The sequence below is a fragment of the Thermus sp. CCB_US3_UF1 genome (assembly GCF_000236585.1).
Classification (GTDB): domain Bacteria; phylum Deinococcota; class Deinococci; order Deinococcales; family Thermaceae; genus Thermus.
Genome location: NC_017278.1, coordinates 2,009,100 through 2,024,655, shown reverse-complemented (window position 1 = coordinate 2,024,655; position 15,556 = coordinate 2,009,100). Strand labels below are relative to the sequence as shown.

10 protein-coding genes are annotated in these 15,556 nt (G+C 67.3%); 7 read left to right on the top strand and 3 right to left on the bottom strand.

The genetic code is table 11. The features are described from left to right. Positions 1-18 precede the first annotated feature (18 nt). The 3 genes from TCCBUS3UF1_RS10100 to lpdA are packed head-to-tail and all read left to right on the top strand — an operon-like array spanning position 19 to position 5,284. A complete protein-coding gene (locus TCCBUS3UF1_RS10100; RefSeq protein WP_014516409.1) occupies positions 19-2,703 on the top strand; it encodes a 2-oxoglutarate dehydrogenase E1 component in 2,685 nt (894 codons plus the stop codon). Positions 2,704-2,715: 12 nt separating this feature from the next. After that, entirely contained in the window at positions 2,716-3,912 is a 1,197-nt protein-coding gene (odhB, locus tag TCCBUS3UF1_RS10095) for a 2-oxoglutarate dehydrogenase complex dihydrolipoyllysine-residue succinyltransferase (RefSeq protein WP_014516408.1), read from the top strand. A 1-nt stretch (position 3,913) separates the two neighbouring features. After that, entirely contained in the window at positions 3,914-5,284 is a 1,371-nt protein-coding gene (lpdA, locus tag TCCBUS3UF1_RS10090) for a dihydrolipoyl dehydrogenase (RefSeq protein ID WP_014516407.1), read from the top strand. A 52-nt stretch (positions 5,285-5,336) separates the two neighbouring features. Here lpdA and TCCBUS3UF1_RS10085 read toward each other — a convergent pair whose 3' ends face one another. Together TCCBUS3UF1_RS10085 and TCCBUS3UF1_RS10080 are read right to left on the bottom strand one after the other, a co-directional pair. Beyond that, positions 5,337-7,397, bottom strand: a complete 2,061-nt coding sequence (locus TCCBUS3UF1_RS10085; protein ID WP_014516406.1) for a S8 family serine peptidase — start codon at positions 7,395-7,397, stop codon at positions 5,337-5,339. A gap of 9 nt (positions 7,398-7,406) precedes the next feature. Further along, the gene (locus tag TCCBUS3UF1_RS10080; protein ID WP_155983293.1) at positions 7,407-9,416 is read right to left on the bottom strand and encodes a carboxypeptidase regulatory-like domain-containing protein; all 2,010 of its coding nucleotides are present in this window, start codon (positions 9,414-9,416) and stop codon (positions 7,407-7,409) included. Between the two features lie 192 nt (positions 9,417-9,608). On the opposite strand from TCCBUS3UF1_RS10080, the gene TCCBUS3UF1_RS10075 reads away from it, so the two are divergent. The 4 genes from TCCBUS3UF1_RS10075 to carA are packed head-to-tail and all read left to right on the top strand — an operon-like array spanning position 9,609 to position 13,918. Beyond that, complete coding sequence (locus TCCBUS3UF1_RS10075; protein WP_014516404.1) at positions 9,609-10,811, top strand: argininosuccinate synthase; 1,203 nt, start codon at positions 9,609-9,611, stop codon at positions 10,809-10,811. Beyond that, positions 10,801-12,189, top strand: a complete 1,389-nt coding sequence (gene argH, locus TCCBUS3UF1_RS10070; protein WP_014516403.1) for an argininosuccinate lyase — start codon at positions 10,801-10,803, stop codon at positions 12,187-12,189. The genes TCCBUS3UF1_RS10075 and argH overlap by 11 nt, the downstream gene beginning before the upstream one ends. A 4-nt stretch (positions 12,190-12,193) precedes the next feature. Beyond that, positions 12,194-12,715, top strand: coding sequence for an N-acetyltransferase (locus TCCBUS3UF1_RS10065; protein WP_155983329.1), 522 nt, complete (start codon positions 12,194-12,196; stop codon positions 12,713-12,715). Between the two features lie 27 nt (positions 12,716-12,742). Next, the gene (carA, locus tag TCCBUS3UF1_RS10060; protein ID WP_041433885.1) at positions 12,743-13,918 is read left to right on the top strand and encodes a glutamine-hydrolyzing carbamoyl-phosphate synthase small subunit; all 1,176 of its coding nucleotides are present in this window, start codon (positions 12,743-12,745) and stop codon (positions 13,916-13,918) included. On the opposite strand, the gene TCCBUS3UF1_RS10055 is transcribed toward carA, so the two are convergent. Continuing rightward, a complete protein-coding gene (locus tag TCCBUS3UF1_RS10055; RefSeq protein WP_014516400.1) occupies positions 13,915-15,546 on the bottom strand; it encodes a formate--tetrahydrofolate ligase in 1,632 nt (543 codons plus the stop codon). The genes carA and TCCBUS3UF1_RS10055 overlap by 4 nt on opposite strands. Positions 15,547-15,556 lie beyond the last annotated feature (10 nt).

The window sequence follows — 15,556 nt, the reverse complement described above, 5'->3', positions numbered from 1 at the left end:
ACGCCCCCGGGAGGCAGGATGGAGCTCACGCTGGAAAGCCAAGGTTACCTGGAGGCCCTCTACCGGGCTTACCTGGAGGATCCCTTTGCCCTGCCAGAGGAGTGGCGGCGCTACTTCTCCGCCCTCACCCTGGAGGATGGGCGACGAGAACGCCCCGCCCCCAGCCTTCCCGCAGCCGAGGCGGTGGACCTGGCCTTCCTCCTCAAGGTGGAGCGCCTGGTCCAGGCCTACCGGGAGCTGGGACACCTGGCGGCGGCCATAGACCCCTTAGGCCGCCCCCGGCCCAGGCCCCAGGCCCTTTCCCTCGAGGCCCACGGCCTTTCCCCGAACGACCTCCCCCGGCCCCTCCCCCCCCTCTTCGGCGCCCCCACCCTGGGGGCCTTGGTGGAGCGCCTGGAAAGGGTCTACCTGGGCCCGGTGGGGTTTGAGGTGGCCCATGTGGCCCCCGAGGAGCGGGCCTGGCTTTTGGCCCAGATCGAGGCCCCCTGGTCCAAGCCCGCCCCTGAGGTGCGCCGCCGCGTCCTGGAGGCCCTCATGCAGGCCAGCCTCTTTGAGGCCTTCCTGCAGCGGAAGTACCTGGGGGCCAAGACCTTCAGCGCCGAAGGGCTGGAAAGCCTCATCCCCCTCCTCAAGGAGGCGGTGGTGGAGGCGGCCCGGCTGGGGGTTAGGGAGGTGGTCCTGGGCATGGCCCACCGGGGCCGGCTGAACGTCTTGGCCAACGTGGTGGGCAAGCCCTTTGAGCGCATCTTCCGCGAGTTTGAGGAGATCTTCCCCGAGGGCTACGCCGGGGACGTGAAGTACCACCTGGGCTTCTCCCGGGACCTGGAAACCCCCTATGGCCCGGTGCACGTGTCCCTGAACTTCAACCCCAGCCACCTGGAGTTCGTCAACCCCGTGACCCTGGGGCGGCTTCGCGCCAAGCAGGACCGCTTCGGCGACCGGGAGAGGAAGCGGGGCCTGGCCATCCTGGTCCACGGGGACTCGGCCTTCATCGGGGAGGGGATCGTCCAGGAAACCCTGAACCTTTCCCAACTCCCCGGCTACCGGGTGGGGGGCACCCTCCACGTGGTGGCCAACAACCAGCTGGGCTTCACCACCAACCCCGAGGAGTACACCTCCTGCCGCTACCCCACGGACATCGCCAAGATGGTGGGGGCCCCGGTCTTCCACGTCAACGCCGAGGCCCTGGACGAGCTCCTCTTCGCCCTGGGCCTGGCCCTGGCCTACCGCAGCCGCTACGGCAAGGACGTGGTCCTTGACCTGGTGGGCTACCGCCGCCGCGGCCACAACGAGACCGACGAGCCCACCTTCACCCAGGCCCCCATGTACGCCCTCATCGCCAAGAAGCCCGAGCCCTGGAAGGTCTACGCGGAAAGGCTTCTGGCGGAAGGGGTGGTGGCCGAGGAGGAGCTCAAGGCCCTGGAGGGGGCCTACCTGGAGCGCCTGGAGAGCGAGTTCGCCCGGGTCAAGGCCGAGCCCGGCCCTGTGGTGCCCCACGGGCTTTCCGGCCTCTGGCAGGGGTACGTGGGGGGGGCGGACCACCAGGTGCCCGAGGCGGAGACCGGGGTAGCCAAGGAGGCCCTCAAGGGGCTTCTGGTACGGCTTAGTTCGGTTCCCGAGGGCTTCCAGGTCCACCCCAAGCTCAAGCGCTTCCTCGAGGCCCGCCTGGAGATGGCCGAGGAGAAGCGCCCCGTGGACTGGGCCACCGCCGAGGCCCTGGCCTTCGCCACCCTGGCGGCGGAGGGGCACCGGGTGCGCCTCACGGGCCAGGATGCCCTGCGGGGCACCTTTACCCAGCGCCACGCCGCCCTGTACGATTACCAGACGGGTAAGCCCTACATCCCCCTGCAGCACCTGGCCGAGGGGCAGGCGGAGGTGGAGATCCACAACTCCCCCCTCTCCGAGGCCGGGGTCCTGGGCTTTGAGTACGGCTACAGCCTGGACTACCCCGAGGGCCTCGTCCTTTGGGAGGCCCAGTTCGGGGACTTCGTCAACGTGGCCCAGGTCTACATTGACCAGTTCCTGGCCAGCGCCGAGGCCAAGTGGAACCGGCTTTCCGGCCTGGTCCTCCTCCTGCCCCACGGCCTCGAGGGCCAGGGTCCCGAGCACTCCTCGGCCCGGCTGGAGCGCTTCCTGCAGCTCGCGGCCCGGGACAACCTCCAGGTGGCCTACCCCACCACCCCCGCCCAGTTCTTCCACCTCCTGCGCCGCCAGGTCAAAAGGCCCATCCGCAAGCCCCTCATCGTCATGACCCCCAAAAGCCTCCTCCGCCACCCCGAGGTGGTCTCCAGCCTGGAGGAGTTGGCCAAGGGCCGCTTCCATAAGGTGATCCCCGAGCGGGTCAAGGGGGCCAGGAAGGTCCTCCTCACCTCGGGCAAGGTCTACTACGACCTGTTGCAGAAACGGCGGGAGCTCAGGGCGGAGGACGTGGCCCTCCTGCGGCTGGAACTCCTCTACCCCTTCCCCGAGGCGGAGCTTCAGGAGGCCCTAAGCCCCTACCCCAAGAAGACCCCGGTGGTCTTCGTCCAGGAGGAGCCCGTGAACCAGGGGGCCTGGTGGTACCTCTCCGCCCGCTTCTGCGGGGAGATCTACGGCCACCCCTTCTCCGTGGTGGCCCGGCCCGAGTCCCCAAGCCCCGCCGTGGGTTCCTCCAAGGTGCACAAGCTGGAGCAGGAAGCGCTTTTGGAAGAGGCCCTTAAGTAAGGGAGGTAGAAGGTGCAGGAACTCAGCGTGCCCTCCGTGGGCGAGAGCATCGTGGAAGTGGAGATCGGCGCCTGGCTGAAGCGGGAGGGGGAGGCCTTCGCCCAGGACGAGCCCCTGGTGGAGCTCATCACCGACAAGGCTACCCTGGAGCTCCCCGCCCCCTTCGCCGGTACCCTAAAGCAGATCCTGAAGCGCACCGGGGAAACGGCCCGGGTGGGGGAGGCCATCGCCCTCCTCGAGGCGGGGGTGGCGGCGGCTGCCCCCGCCCCCAAGCCCCCCGTGGAGGCGGCGGAGGCGGCCCCAGCCCCGGAGGGTCCTTTGGCCATGCCTGCCGCCGAACGGCTCATGCGGGAGAAGGGGGTTTCCCCGACGGAGGTCCAGGGCACGGGCCTGGGAGGGCGGATCCTCAAGGAGGACGTGGCCCGCCACCTGGAAGCCCGCCAGGTCCCTGAGCCTCCGGCCTACGCCCCGCCCCCGGCCCCGGCGCCAGCCTCCCCGGACAAGCCCTGGCGGGTGAGCGAGGCCGTCCCCATGACCCCCCTGCGCCGCCGCATCGCCGAGCGCCTCCTCCTGGCCCGGCAGACCACGGCCATGCTCACCACCTTCAACGAGGCCGATATGTCCGCGGTCATGGCCCTTAGGAAGGAACTCGGGGAGGCTTTCCAGAAGAAGCACGGGGTGAAGCTGGGCTTCATGAGCTTCTTCGTCAAGGCCGTGGTCCAGGCCCTGAAGGAGATCCCCGAGCTCAACGCCGAGATCCGCGACAACACCATCGTCTACCACCGCTACTACGACATCGGCATCGCCGTGGGCGGCGGGGAGGGGCTGGTGGTCCCGGTCCTCCGCGATGCTGACCGCCTTTCCTTCGCCGAGATCGAGCGGCAGATCGCCGACTTCGCCGAGCGGGCCCGCAGCAAGAAGCTCAAGCCCGAGGAGCTCATGGGGGGCACCTTCACCATCACCAACGGGGGGATTTACGGCTCCTTGAACTCCACCCCCCTCCTCAACCCGCCCCAGGTGGGGATCCTGGGCATGCACGCCATCCAGGAGCGGCCCGTGGCCCGGGAGGGCCAGGTGGTGATCCGGCCCATGATGTACCTGGCCCTCTCCTACGACCACCGCATCGTGGACGGGCGGGAGGCGGTGACCTTCCTGCGGCGGGTGAAGGAGCTCATCGAGAACCCGGTGCGGCTTCTCCTGGAGGTCTGAGGTGGACTACGATCTCCTGGTCATCGGGGCGGGCCCCGGGGGGTATGTGGCCGCCATCCGCGCGGCCCAGCTGGGGATGAAGGTGGGGGTGGTGGAGAAGGAGGCGGCCCTTGGGGGGACCTGCCTGCGGGTGGGGTGCATCCCCTCCAAGGCCCTTCTGGAGACCACCGAGCGCATCTACGAGGTGAAAAAGGGTCTCCCGGGGGCCAGGGTCAAGGGCCTGGAGCTGGACCTCCCTGGCCTCATGGCCCACAAGGACAAGGTGGTCCAGGCCAACACCCAGGGCATCGCCTTCCTCTTCAAGAAAAACGGCATTGCCCGCCACCAGGGGCGGGCGCGCTTCCTTTCCGAAAGGAAGGTTCGGGTGGAGGAGACGGGGGAAGAGATCTCGGCCCGCTACATCCTGGTGGCCACCGGGAGCGCCCCCCTGATCCCCCCCTGGGCGGAGGTGGACCATGAGCGGGTGGTGACCTCCACCGAGGCCCTCTCCTTCCCCGAGGTCCCTTCCCGCCTGGTGGTGGTGGGGGGTGGGGTGATCGGCCTGGAGCTCGGGGTGGTCTGGCACCGCCTGGGGGCGGAGGTGGTGGTCCTGGAGTACCTGGACCGGATCCTGCCCACCATGGACGCCGAGCTTTCCCGGGCGGCGGAAAAGGTCTTCAAGAAGGAAGGGCTTGCCATCCGCACCGGCGTGCGGGTGGCCTCGGTGCGGCCCGCGGGCCGGGGGGCCCGGGTGGAGCTGGAAGGGGGGGAGGTCTTCGAGGCCGACCGGGTCCTCCTGGCCGTGGGCCGCAGGCCCTACACCGAGGGCCTGGACCTGGAGAAGGCGGGCCTGGCCACAGACGAACGGGGCCGGATCCCCGTGGACGAGCACCTGCGCACCCGCATCCCCCACATCTACGCCATCGGGGATGTGATCCGGGGGCCCATGCTGGCCCACAAGGCCAGCGAGGAGGGCCTCGCCGCGGTGGAGCACATGGCCCAAGGCCTAGGCCACGTGGACTACCAGGCCATTCCCAGCGTGGTTTACACCCACCCCGAGGTGGCGGGGGTGGGGTATACGGAGGAGGAGCTCAAGGCCAAGGGCATCCCCTACAAGGTGGGGCGCTTTCCCTACTCGGCCAACGGGCGCGCCCGGGCCATGGGGGAGACGGAGGGCTTCGTCAAGGTCCTGGCCCACGCCCAGACCGACCGCATCCTGGGGGTGCACGGGATCGGCGCCCGGGTGGGGGATGTGCTGGCGGAGGCCGCCTTGGCCATCTTCTTCAAGGCCAGCGCCGAGGACGTGGCCCGCGCCCCCCACGCCCACCCCTCCCTGTCCGAGATCCTGAAGGAGGCGGCCCTAGGGGCTTGGGAAAAACCCATCCACCTCTAGGGGACGGGGAAACCCCCGGCCAGGATTGCCTGGCCGGGGGTAGGTTGTGGGGCTAGTTGGTCTTCCTGAGCTCGAGGCGGTACTTGTTGAAGGGGCTATCGTCGGCGGCGTTGGGGTTGGAGGCGATGGTGAAGCTGGTCACCACCAGGTAGTAGGTACCGGTTGTGGATAGGGTGAAGGTGATTTCCGAGTCGGTGACCTGGCCGGAGACGATGTCGTCGTTTTGAGCCAGGACGTTGCCGTTTGCGTCCAGCAGGTAAAGGTAGGAGTCCAGGGTGCCTCCCAGGCTGGAGCGGGCATAGACCCGGGCCCGGATCTGGTCCCCAGCGGTTCCCGTGAAGGCGAAGTAGTCCAAGTCCCGCGGTTGGCCGAAGATGTAGGCCATCTGGGTGGTGGTGTTGTAGGGGATGGGCTTGGCCTGGGCCGGGTTGTCGTTGGGCTCGTAGGGGTCCGTGGGGTTGAGGTTCACCTCGCTGGCGTTCAGGCGGACCAGCTTGAAGTCGGGGTTGCCCGCGTGGGAACCTGGCGTGGCTACCAGGGTGCCCACGAAGGTCCCCCGCTCCTCGGGGAAGCCGCCCGTAAGGGCCAGGTCCGCCCCAGCCACGTAGATGTCGTAGGTGCCAGGGGCGATCTCGTAGAACCAGGCCTCGCCGCTAGCGTCCGTACGAGCCCAGTAAATGGGGGTGGGGTCATTGGGGTCCCCTGGACGAAGCCCCCGTCCCCGGAGGGTCACGTCGGCTAGGAGGCCAGGGAAGAGGCCATTTTCGTTAAAGTACTCCACCTTGACCCGCACCACGGAGCCTTTTGGGGGCAGGGCTGCACAGCCCTGCCGCAGGAGGTCGGCCAGGTTGCCGGCGTTGAGGTGGCCCCACCCCTTTTGCCGGGAGAAGGTCCCCTCCCAAGTGGTGGTTTCCAGGGCCCGGCGCACCTGGTAGGGGGTGGCCTCGGGGCAGGCGGCCTTGACCAGGGCCGCCGCTGCGGCGGTGTAGGGGCCAGAGAAGGAAGTGCCGGAGATAAGGCCGTAGCCACCTCCCCGCCAGGTGGGGTTGGCCAACAGGACATCCACCCCGGGGGCAGCGCTGGAGACGTGGCGGCCAAAGGTGGAGAAGTCGGCTTTGTTTCTATTGCCGTCAGCGGCCACGGAGGCGATGATCCCGGGGTAGCCTGCGGGGGTACGCACCTCATCCTTGTAAGAGTTCCCTGCGCTGGCCACCACCACCACCCCGTTGGCTAGGGCGTAGTCAAAGGCTTCCTTGACCAGGTTTCCGTACCCAAGGCCACCCCAGGAGTTGTTCAGCACCTGGGCCCCGTTGTTCACGGCCCAGACGATACCTCGGGCCACGTAAAAGTCCCCGACGTAGTTGGGCTGGAAGATGGCTACGGGCAGGAACCTGGTCTTGGGGGCAAGGCCAGCGATGCCTTGGCCGTCGCGGGCTGCGCTCACCGTGGAGGCCACAAAGGTGCCGTGGTAAATGTTGGGGTTGCTGTTGATGAAACCCAACCAGGCGCTAGGGCTGGTGTAGGTGGTGTCGGTGACCGGATCGTAGGCCTTGCCGGCCCAATTGGGGGCCAGGTCGGGGTGGGTGACGTCGGCGGCGTCGTCAATGATGGCCACGGTGACCCCCGCGCCCTCAAAGCCCAGGTCCCAGGCCCGCTTGGCGTTCAGGTGCCGGGGATCCAAGGCGTATTGGGGCAGGGCGTCTAGGATCTGGTCGGGGGGATTGCCCAAAGGCCCAAGGGCTCCACTGCGCCCAGGTTGCTCCACGGGGTCTTGGGAAGGAGGGGTGGGCTGGGCCAGGTGGGGTTCTGCGTAGCGAAGGCCGGGCAGGCCCTTTAGGCTACGGCTGGCCTTTAGGGCATCCCCCGGCACTTGGAGAAGGGCCGCTTTTAGCTCGGGTATCCGGGCGATTTCCCGTCCGCCCAGCTTGCGCAGGGCTTCCTGCAGGGCGGCTTCGTCCTGGTAACCCACCACCACCTGCCCCTGGAAGTGGCGGACCCCTTCGGAGGTAACCGTGACCCCGGGGTGGGGGGGCTGGTTCGTCCTTTGGGGGGCCTGGGAGCAGGCGGCCAGCAGGGCCATGAAACCAAGGGCGAAGAGACGAAGGGTCTTCATGGTTCCTCCTTACTGCCCCGTGGTGAACTCAAAGACCTGGGTGCCGGGCCGGCTGATGCGGATAAACGAGGTGGAGCTGGGCCAGGTCTGCACGCTGTAGGCCGAGATACGGTAGCCCTCTGCCGGGTTGTATTTGTAGGCGTAGCTCACGTAAAGCTGCCAGGCGTAGGTGCGAAGGGTCTGGAGGGCGGGAAGCTGGGCCAGGCCGTCGAAGTTATAGGGCAAGGTCACGGTACCCTGGGCCACGTTGACGGGTACGCGGTTGGGCTTGGTGGGGTCCTGGATCCCAGCGGTGTCGGTGAAGACCACCACTCTGTTGGCTGTGGGGTCAAAGCCATAAACCAGGGCCTCGCCGCTGGGGATGCCGTTATCGGGCGTGCCGAACTCCACCTGGAGGGTGTAGCCGGCCGGGGTTTGCCAGGCCACGGCATCCCCGGTGAGGGTGTCCCAAAGGACCATGTTGTAAGCCGCCCCGTCGGCTCCAGCCGCCAGCTGGGGGTGCCCAACCATGAAATCGGGCCTCAGGCCAATCCCTCGGCTTTCGTCGGCTGGACTCAGCAGGGGAGCAAAGAAGGGGGGAAGGGGCGTGGTGGAGCTGGAGGCGCTGGGAACGGCGTTGGTTCCACGGGCCACCACCCGGTAGTAGTAGGTCTGGCCGGGGGTCAGGTCGGGGGAGGCATCCCGGAAGAAGAAGGGGCGGTTCAGGGGCGCGCTGGGGCAACTAGAGCTTCGCGCACCTCCCACCGTGCCCACCTTCTGCCAGTTGGTGCCGTCCGTGGACCGCTCGATGTCAAAGGCGAAGGGTACGGCGCTGGCAGTGTAGCACCAACGCACCTCCACGTAGAGGTTGCTCCCGTCAGGAACCGCCTGGGGATCCAGGGTGAGTTCGCCCATCTCCCCTTTGGCCACGGGAACCCTAAAGGCAGCGGGCGCTTTGGCTTCGTAGAAGCCTACGGCCTGGGTGAGGGTGATGGCGGTAGCCGCCACCCCCGTGGGGGCGCTCACGGCGTTGTTTTGGGTGGGGGAGGTGTTCTTGAAGGTCAGGGGGACCAGATAGTGGCTGCGGTTTTGGTTGAAGTCGTAGGCCACCACCTCCAGGTACACCGTTTCCCCGGCGGCGCTGCCGAAGCCAGCCACGTTGCTCCCAGAAAGGGTTTGGTTACCCGTATCTTCGGTGTCACTGAAGATGCGCCGGGTCCAGGTGGCGCTGTTGGCGATGAAAGCCGAGCCTGGGGTACGGCCAAGGGCCACATAGATGTAGCGCATGGGACGGACGTAATCCTGGCCCGTGTCCACCTGGATACGGAAGGGAATGGCGTCGGTGAAGGTCTGGCCTTCCAGGGGTTGGTTTCCGTCTTGGGTAATACGCAAGGTGGGGGGTGTGGTGGTCAGGCTGGCGTCAAAGGCGGGCTTCTGGATGAGGCTAACCGAGCTCATCTCGGGCACCCGGATGCCCTCCATCACGCTGCCTGCCATGCCGGATTTTTGGGCCTCGAGGCGATAAGTTCCTGGAGGCAGAGTGGAAAACACAAAGTTTCCGTCAGTATCCGTGGTAGCTGAGGCGACCAGCACGGTTCCCCTGTAGAGCCTTACCGTACCCCCACGCACGGGGCTTCCCGCGTATTCCTGGACCACGGTTCCCCTCAAGGTGTGGACCGCTGTAGGGTCGTAGGTGAGGGTAATGGTTTTGGACCCCTTGTTGCCTGCTTCGTCGTAGGCGTTGACGGTGAGGGTGTTGTTGCCTTGTTGGAGGGTGACTTGGAAGGAGAAGTTGACGGTGGGGCCGGGGGTGATGGTGAGGTTTTGTTCGCTGCTTCCGTTGAGCTGGTAGGTGATGCGGGTTACGCGGACGTTATCCTGGGCGGAACCTTGGATGGTGGTTTGGTTGGTGTTAAGGGTGGTGCCGTCCTGGGGCTGGGAGATGGTGACGGTGGGCGGGGTGGTGTCGGGCTGGGCAGGCGTACAGCCTGCGAGCAGAAACCCTAGGGTCCCCAAGGCGAAAAGCAGATTTCGGACCATTCTCATAAGCTCCCTCCCAAAACCTTCTTTTTCCTTTCCATGGGCCACTTTTTCATCATAAGACCTTCTTCACCTTCCTTTCAAAGAAACTGCGCTTTCGGTGAAAACTATAATTCTCATCCCATCTTCACGTCAATCCCCTTTGGAGCGTATACTTATGCATGCCCCTTTGGGGGTAGACTAGGGGTTGGCATGAAGATCGTCTTGGCATACTCCGGCGGGCTGGACACCAGCATCATCCTCAAGTGGCTCAAGGAAACCTACGGGGCCGAGGTCATCGCCTTTACCGCGGACATCGGCCAAGGGGAAGAGGTGGAGGAGGCCAGGCAGAAGGCCCTAAGGACCGGGGCCGCCAAGGCCATCGCCTTAGACCTCAAGGAGGAGTTCGTGCGGGACTTCGTCTTCCCCATGTTCCGCGCGGGGGCCCTTTACGAGGGCTACTACCTCCTGGGTACCTCCATCGCCCGGCCCCTCATCGCCAAGTACCTGGTGAAGATTGCCGAGGAGGAAGGCGCAGAGGCCATCGCCCACGGGGCCACGGGGAAAGGGAACGACCAGGTGCGCTTTGAGCTTACCGCCTACGCCCTGAAGCCGGACATCCGGGTCATCGCTCCCTGGCGGGAGTGGAATTTCAAGGGGCGGCAGGAGATGATCGCCTACGCCGAGGCCCACGGCATCCCCGTGCCCGTGACCCAGGAGAAGCCCTACTCCATGGACGCCAACCTCCTGCATATTTCCTACGAGGGAGGGGTGTTGGAGGACCCTTGGGCCGAGCCGCCCCAGGGGATGTTCCGCATGACGGTGGACCCCGAGGCGGCCCCCGACGCCCCCGAGTACGTGGAGGTGGCCTTCCACCGGGGGGATCCGGTGGCGGTGAACGGGGAGTCCCTTTCCCCGGCGGCCCTCCTCCAGAGGCTCAACGAGATCGGGGGGCGGCACGGGGTGGGCCGGGTGGACCTGGTGGAAAACCGCTTCGTGGGGATGAAGTCCCGCGGGGTGTACGAGACCCCGGGGGGAACCATCCTCTACCACGCCCGGCGGGCGGTGGAGAGCCTTACCCTGGACCGGGAGGTCCTGCACCAGCGGGACGCCCTCTCCCCCAAGTACGCCGAGCTGGTCTACTACGGCTTCTGGTACGCCCCGGAGAGGGAGGCCCTGCAGGCCTACTTTGACCACGTGGCCCAGGCGGTGACCGGGGTGGCCCGGCTCAAGCTCTACAAGGGGAACGTCTACGTGGTGGGGCGGAAGGCGGAAGGGAGCCTCTACCGCAAGGATCTGGTTTCCTTTGACGAGCTCGGGGGGTACGACCAGAAGGACGCCGAGGGCTTCATCAAGATCCAGGCCCTCCGCCTCCGGGTGCGGGCCATGGTCCAAGGGGGAAGGCATGGGGCATAGGACCTGGGGGGGGCGTTTTGAGGAGGGGCCCGATGCCCTTGCCGCCCGCTTCAACGCCTCCCTGGCCTTTGACCGGGCCCTTTGGCGGGAGGACCTGTGGCAGAACCGGGTCCACGCCCGGATGCTCCACCGGGTGGGCCTCCTCACCCGGGAAGAACTCGAGGCCATCCTCCAGGGCCTGGACCGGATTGAGGCGGAGATCCTATCCGGCACCTTCCCCTGGCGGGAGGAGCTGGAGGACGTGCACATGAACCTCGAGGCCCGCCTCACCGAGCTCGTGGGCCCCCCTGGGGGCAAGCTCCACACCGCTCGGAGCCGCAACGACCAGGTGGCCACCGACCTGCGCCTTCACCTTCGGGGGGCTTTGGAGGAGCTCCTTTCCCTTCTCCTCGGGCTCAGGCGGGTCTTGGTGGCGGAGGCCGAGAAGCACCTGGACCCTCCCTTCGTCCTCCCCGGCTACACCCACCTGCAGCGGGCCCAGCCTATCCTCCTTTCCCACTGGTTCTTGGCCTACTACGAGATGCTCTCCCGGGATGGGGGAAGGCTTTTGGACGCCAAGGAGCGCCTGAACGAAAGCCCCTTGGGGGCGGCGGCCCTGGCGGGAACGGGTTTCCCCATCGATCGGCACTACACCGCCAGGGAGCTGGGCTTCCGGGCCCCCATGCGCAACTCCCTGGACGCGGTGGCCTCGAGGGACTTCGCCCTCGAGGTCCTCTCCGCCCTCAACATCGGCATGCTCCACCTCTCCCGCCTGGCTGAGGAGCTCATCCTCTACAGCACGGAAGAGTTTGGCTTCGTGGAGGTGCCGGACGCCTTTGCCACCGGCTCTTCCATCATGCCCCAGAAGAAGAACCCGGACATCCTGGAACTCATCCGGGCCAAATCGGGGAGGGTGCTGGGGGCCTTGGTGGGCCTTTCCACGGTGGTGAAGGGCCTTCCTTTGGCCTACAACAAGGACCTGCAGGAGGACAAGGAGCCCCTCCTGGACGCCCTCGCCACCTACCGGGATAGCCTCCGCCTCCTCACCGCCCTGCTCCCTGGCCTCCGGTGGCGGCGGGAGCGCATGTGGCGGGCAGCGGAGGAGGGGTACGCCCTGGCCACGGAACTGGCCGATTACCTGGCGGAAAAAGGCCTCCCCTTCCGCGAGGCCCACCACGTGGTGGGGCGGCTGGTGCGGCGGCTTGTAGAGGAGGGGAGGCCCCTCAAGGACCTGACCCTGGAGGAACTCCAGGCCCACCACCCCCTCTTCGCCGAGGACGCCCTGCCCCTCCTGCGCCTGGAAACCGCCCTTGGCCGCCGCCAGTCCTTCGGGGGTACGGCGCCCCAAGCGGTGCGGGAGAGGCTTCTTGAGGCCAAGAAGGAGGTGGGCCTTGCTTGAGAGGATGGTTCCCACCGTGGCCCTGCCCGAGGTGCGCCCAGGCCGGGCCGTGGAGCTTCGCAAGGCCCGGCTCGCCGACGTGGACGCCATCTACTGGCTCATCCGCTACTGGGCGGAGAAGGGCCTGATGCTGGTCCGCAGCCACAGCCACCTCTACGAGAACATCCGTGACTTCCAGGTCCTGGAGGACGAGGACGGGCAGATCGTGGGCACCGTGGCCCTCCACGTCCTCTGGCGGGACCTGGCGGAGATCCGGGGCCTGGCCGTCCACCCCGCGCGGCAGGGGGAGGGTTTGGGGCGCTGGCTGGTCCTGGGGGCGGAGCGGGAGGCCCGGGACCTGGGGCTTCCCCGGGTCTTCGCCTGGACCCTCCAGGTGGGTTTCTTCCGCGCCCTGGGCTACCAAGTGACCACCCGGGAGGCCCTACCCCCCAAGGTCTGGAGCGAGTGCAACGCCTGCCCCTTCTACGAGAACTGCCGGGAGATCGCCGTCATCAAGTACCTTTCCCCGGCCTCCTTTGGCGGCTAGAATGGACGGGATGGGTTGGGAGGAAGGATGGCGGGAGTGAAGGAGCGGGCGGTTTTGGTGCTGGAAGACGGCACCGTGTACCACGGCTACGCCTTTGGGGCCCGGGGGAAGACGGTGGGGGAGGTGGTCTTCAACACCGCCCAGACCGGTTACCAGGAGATCATGACCGACCCCAGCTACCATGGGCAGATCGTGGTCATGACCTACCCCCACCAGGGCAACTACGGGGTCAACGTCTACGATATGCAGTCCAACCGCCCCTGGGTGCGGGGCTTTGTGGCCAAGGAGTTCAGCCGCGTGGCCTCCAACCCCCGGGCCCAGCAGACCATCGGCGAGTTCATGGAGTTCTACGGGGTGGTGGGCATTGAGGGGATCGATACCCGGGCCCTGGTGCGCAAGATCCGGGAAGGCGGGGTCCTGAAGGGGACCATTGCCCACGCCAGCCTCTACGGGGACCCGCACCACGCCTTCACCGCGGAGGAGCTGGAGGCCCTGCGCCAGGAGGCCAGGGCCTGGACGGACATTGACGGCCGGGACATGACCCCCGAGGTCTCCACCCCCCTGCCCTACGCCTGGCCCACCCTGCGCTCGGGGCGGCGCATCGTGGTCATGGACTTCGGCATCAAGCACGCCATCGTGGAGAACCTGGCGGCCCAGGGCTTTGAGATCCTGGTGGTGCCCGGCAAGACCCCGGCCAGCCAGATCATGGCCCTGGAGCCCCATGGGCTTCTGATCAGCAACGGCCCCGGGGACCCCTCCATGCCCCGCTACGCCCACGAAACCATCTGGAAGCTCATGGGCCTGTTGCCCACCTTCGGCATCTGCCTAGGGCACCAGCTCCTGGCCCTGGCGGCGGGCGGGCGCACCTACAAGATGAAGTTCGGCCACCGGGGGGCCAACCACCCGGTGAAGAACCTCCTCACCGGCAAGATTGAGATCACCAGCCAGAACCACGGCTACGCGGTGGACATTGACTCCCTAAGGGAGTTCCGGCCCACCCACATCAACCTCAACGACGGGACCCTCGAGGGCATGGCCCATGCCCGCTACCCCGTCTTCTCCGTCCAGTACCACCCTGAGGCCGCCCCTGGCCCCCACGACGCCCTTTACCTCTTCCGCCGCTTCCTGGAGGAGGTGGAGGCCTTCCACGGGGCCACGGGCCTGCCGGTGGAGAAGCAGCGGGCCGACCAAAACGGGATTTAGTAGTCCATGCCCCGGATGTTCCCCTCCTCGTCCACGTCGATCCGCAAGGCCTGGGGCACCTTGGGCAGGCCGGGGAGGGTTTCAATCCCCCCCATGTAGACCACCACAAACCCCGCCCCCAGGCGGCAGCGGAGGTCGGTCACCCGCACGCTGAAGCCCTGGGGGCGGCCCCTGAGCTTGGGGTTGTCGGAAAGGGAGGTGGCCGCCTTGGCCATGACCACGGGCAGGCCGGTGCAGCCTTCCTTCTTCGCTGCCTTGAGGGCCTTCTGGGCCTCCTCGCTCCACTCCACCCCTTGGGCCCCGTAGACCTTTTGCGCGATGGTGGCCACCTTTTCCTCCAGGGGAGCCTCGAGGGGGTAGAGGGGGCGGTAGGCATGGGGAAGGGCCAGGGCGGAGAGGACCGCCTCCGCCAGGGCTAGCCCCCCTTCCCCGCCCTTGGCGTAGACCTCGCTCTCGGCGAAGGGTAAGCCCCGTTCCCGGGCAAAGTCCCGCACCAGGGCCACCTCCTCCTCGGCGTCGGTGGGAAAGCGGTTCAGGGCGATCACCGGCTTGTAGCCGAAGAGCTCCACGTTTTCCACGTGCTTTTCCAGGTTGGCCAGCCCCTTGCGCACCGCCTGGAGGTCGGGCATCTCGTAGGCGTCCTGCCCCCCGTGGTAGCGCAGGGCCCGCAGGGTGGCCACCAGGACCACGGCCTCCGGCACCAGGCCGGCGGTGCGGGCCACCAGGTTCATGAACTTCTCCATCCCCAGGTCGGTGGCGAAGCCGGCTTCCTGCACCACGTAGTCCGCCAGGCCCAGGGCGAAGGCGCTGGCCCGCACGGAGTTGGTCCCGTGGGCGATGTTGCCGAAGGGCCCCATGTGGACGAAGGCGGGGTTGCCCTCCGCGGTCTGCACCAGGTTGGGGAGGAAGGCCTGCCGCAAAAGGGCGGCCATGGCCCCCACCGCCCCCAGGTCCTGGGCGTAGACGGGCTTCCCCTCGTAGGTGAAGCCCACGCGGATCTGGCCTAAGCGCCTCTTTAGGTCCTTGAAGTCCCGGGCCAGGCTCATGAGGGCCATGACCTCGCTGGCCACGGTGAGCTCAAAGCCCCCTTCCCGGGGCACCCCGTGGGCCTTGCCCCCCAGGCCCAAGACGACGTGGCGCAGGGCCCGGTCGTTCATGTCTATGGCCCGCTTGAGCTCAATGCGCCGGGGGTCAATCCCCAGCTCGTTCCCCTGGTGCAGGTGGTTGTCCAGAAGGGCGTTGAGCAGGTTCACCGCGCTGGTCACCGCGTGGAAGTCCCCGGTGAAGTGGAGGTTGATCTCGTGCCGGGGCTCCACCCGGGCCCGGCCCCCGCCCGTGGCTCCCCCCTTGACCCCGAAGACCGGGCCCAAGGAGGGCTCCCTCAGGGCCAGGGCGGCCCGTTTGCCCAGCCGCCAAAGGGCGTCGGCCAGGCCGATGGCCGTGGTGGTCTTCCCCTCCCCCGCCGGGGTAGGGGTGATGGCCGTGACCAGGATCAGTTTCCCCTTGGGCTTGGGGGGCTCGCCCAGCACCTTGGCCATGTGGGGGCCGTAGGGGTAAAGCCGCTCCCGGCCCAAGCCCAGCTTGGCCGCCACCTCCTCTATGGGTAGAAGGGTTTCCTTGACGATCACGGGATGAGCT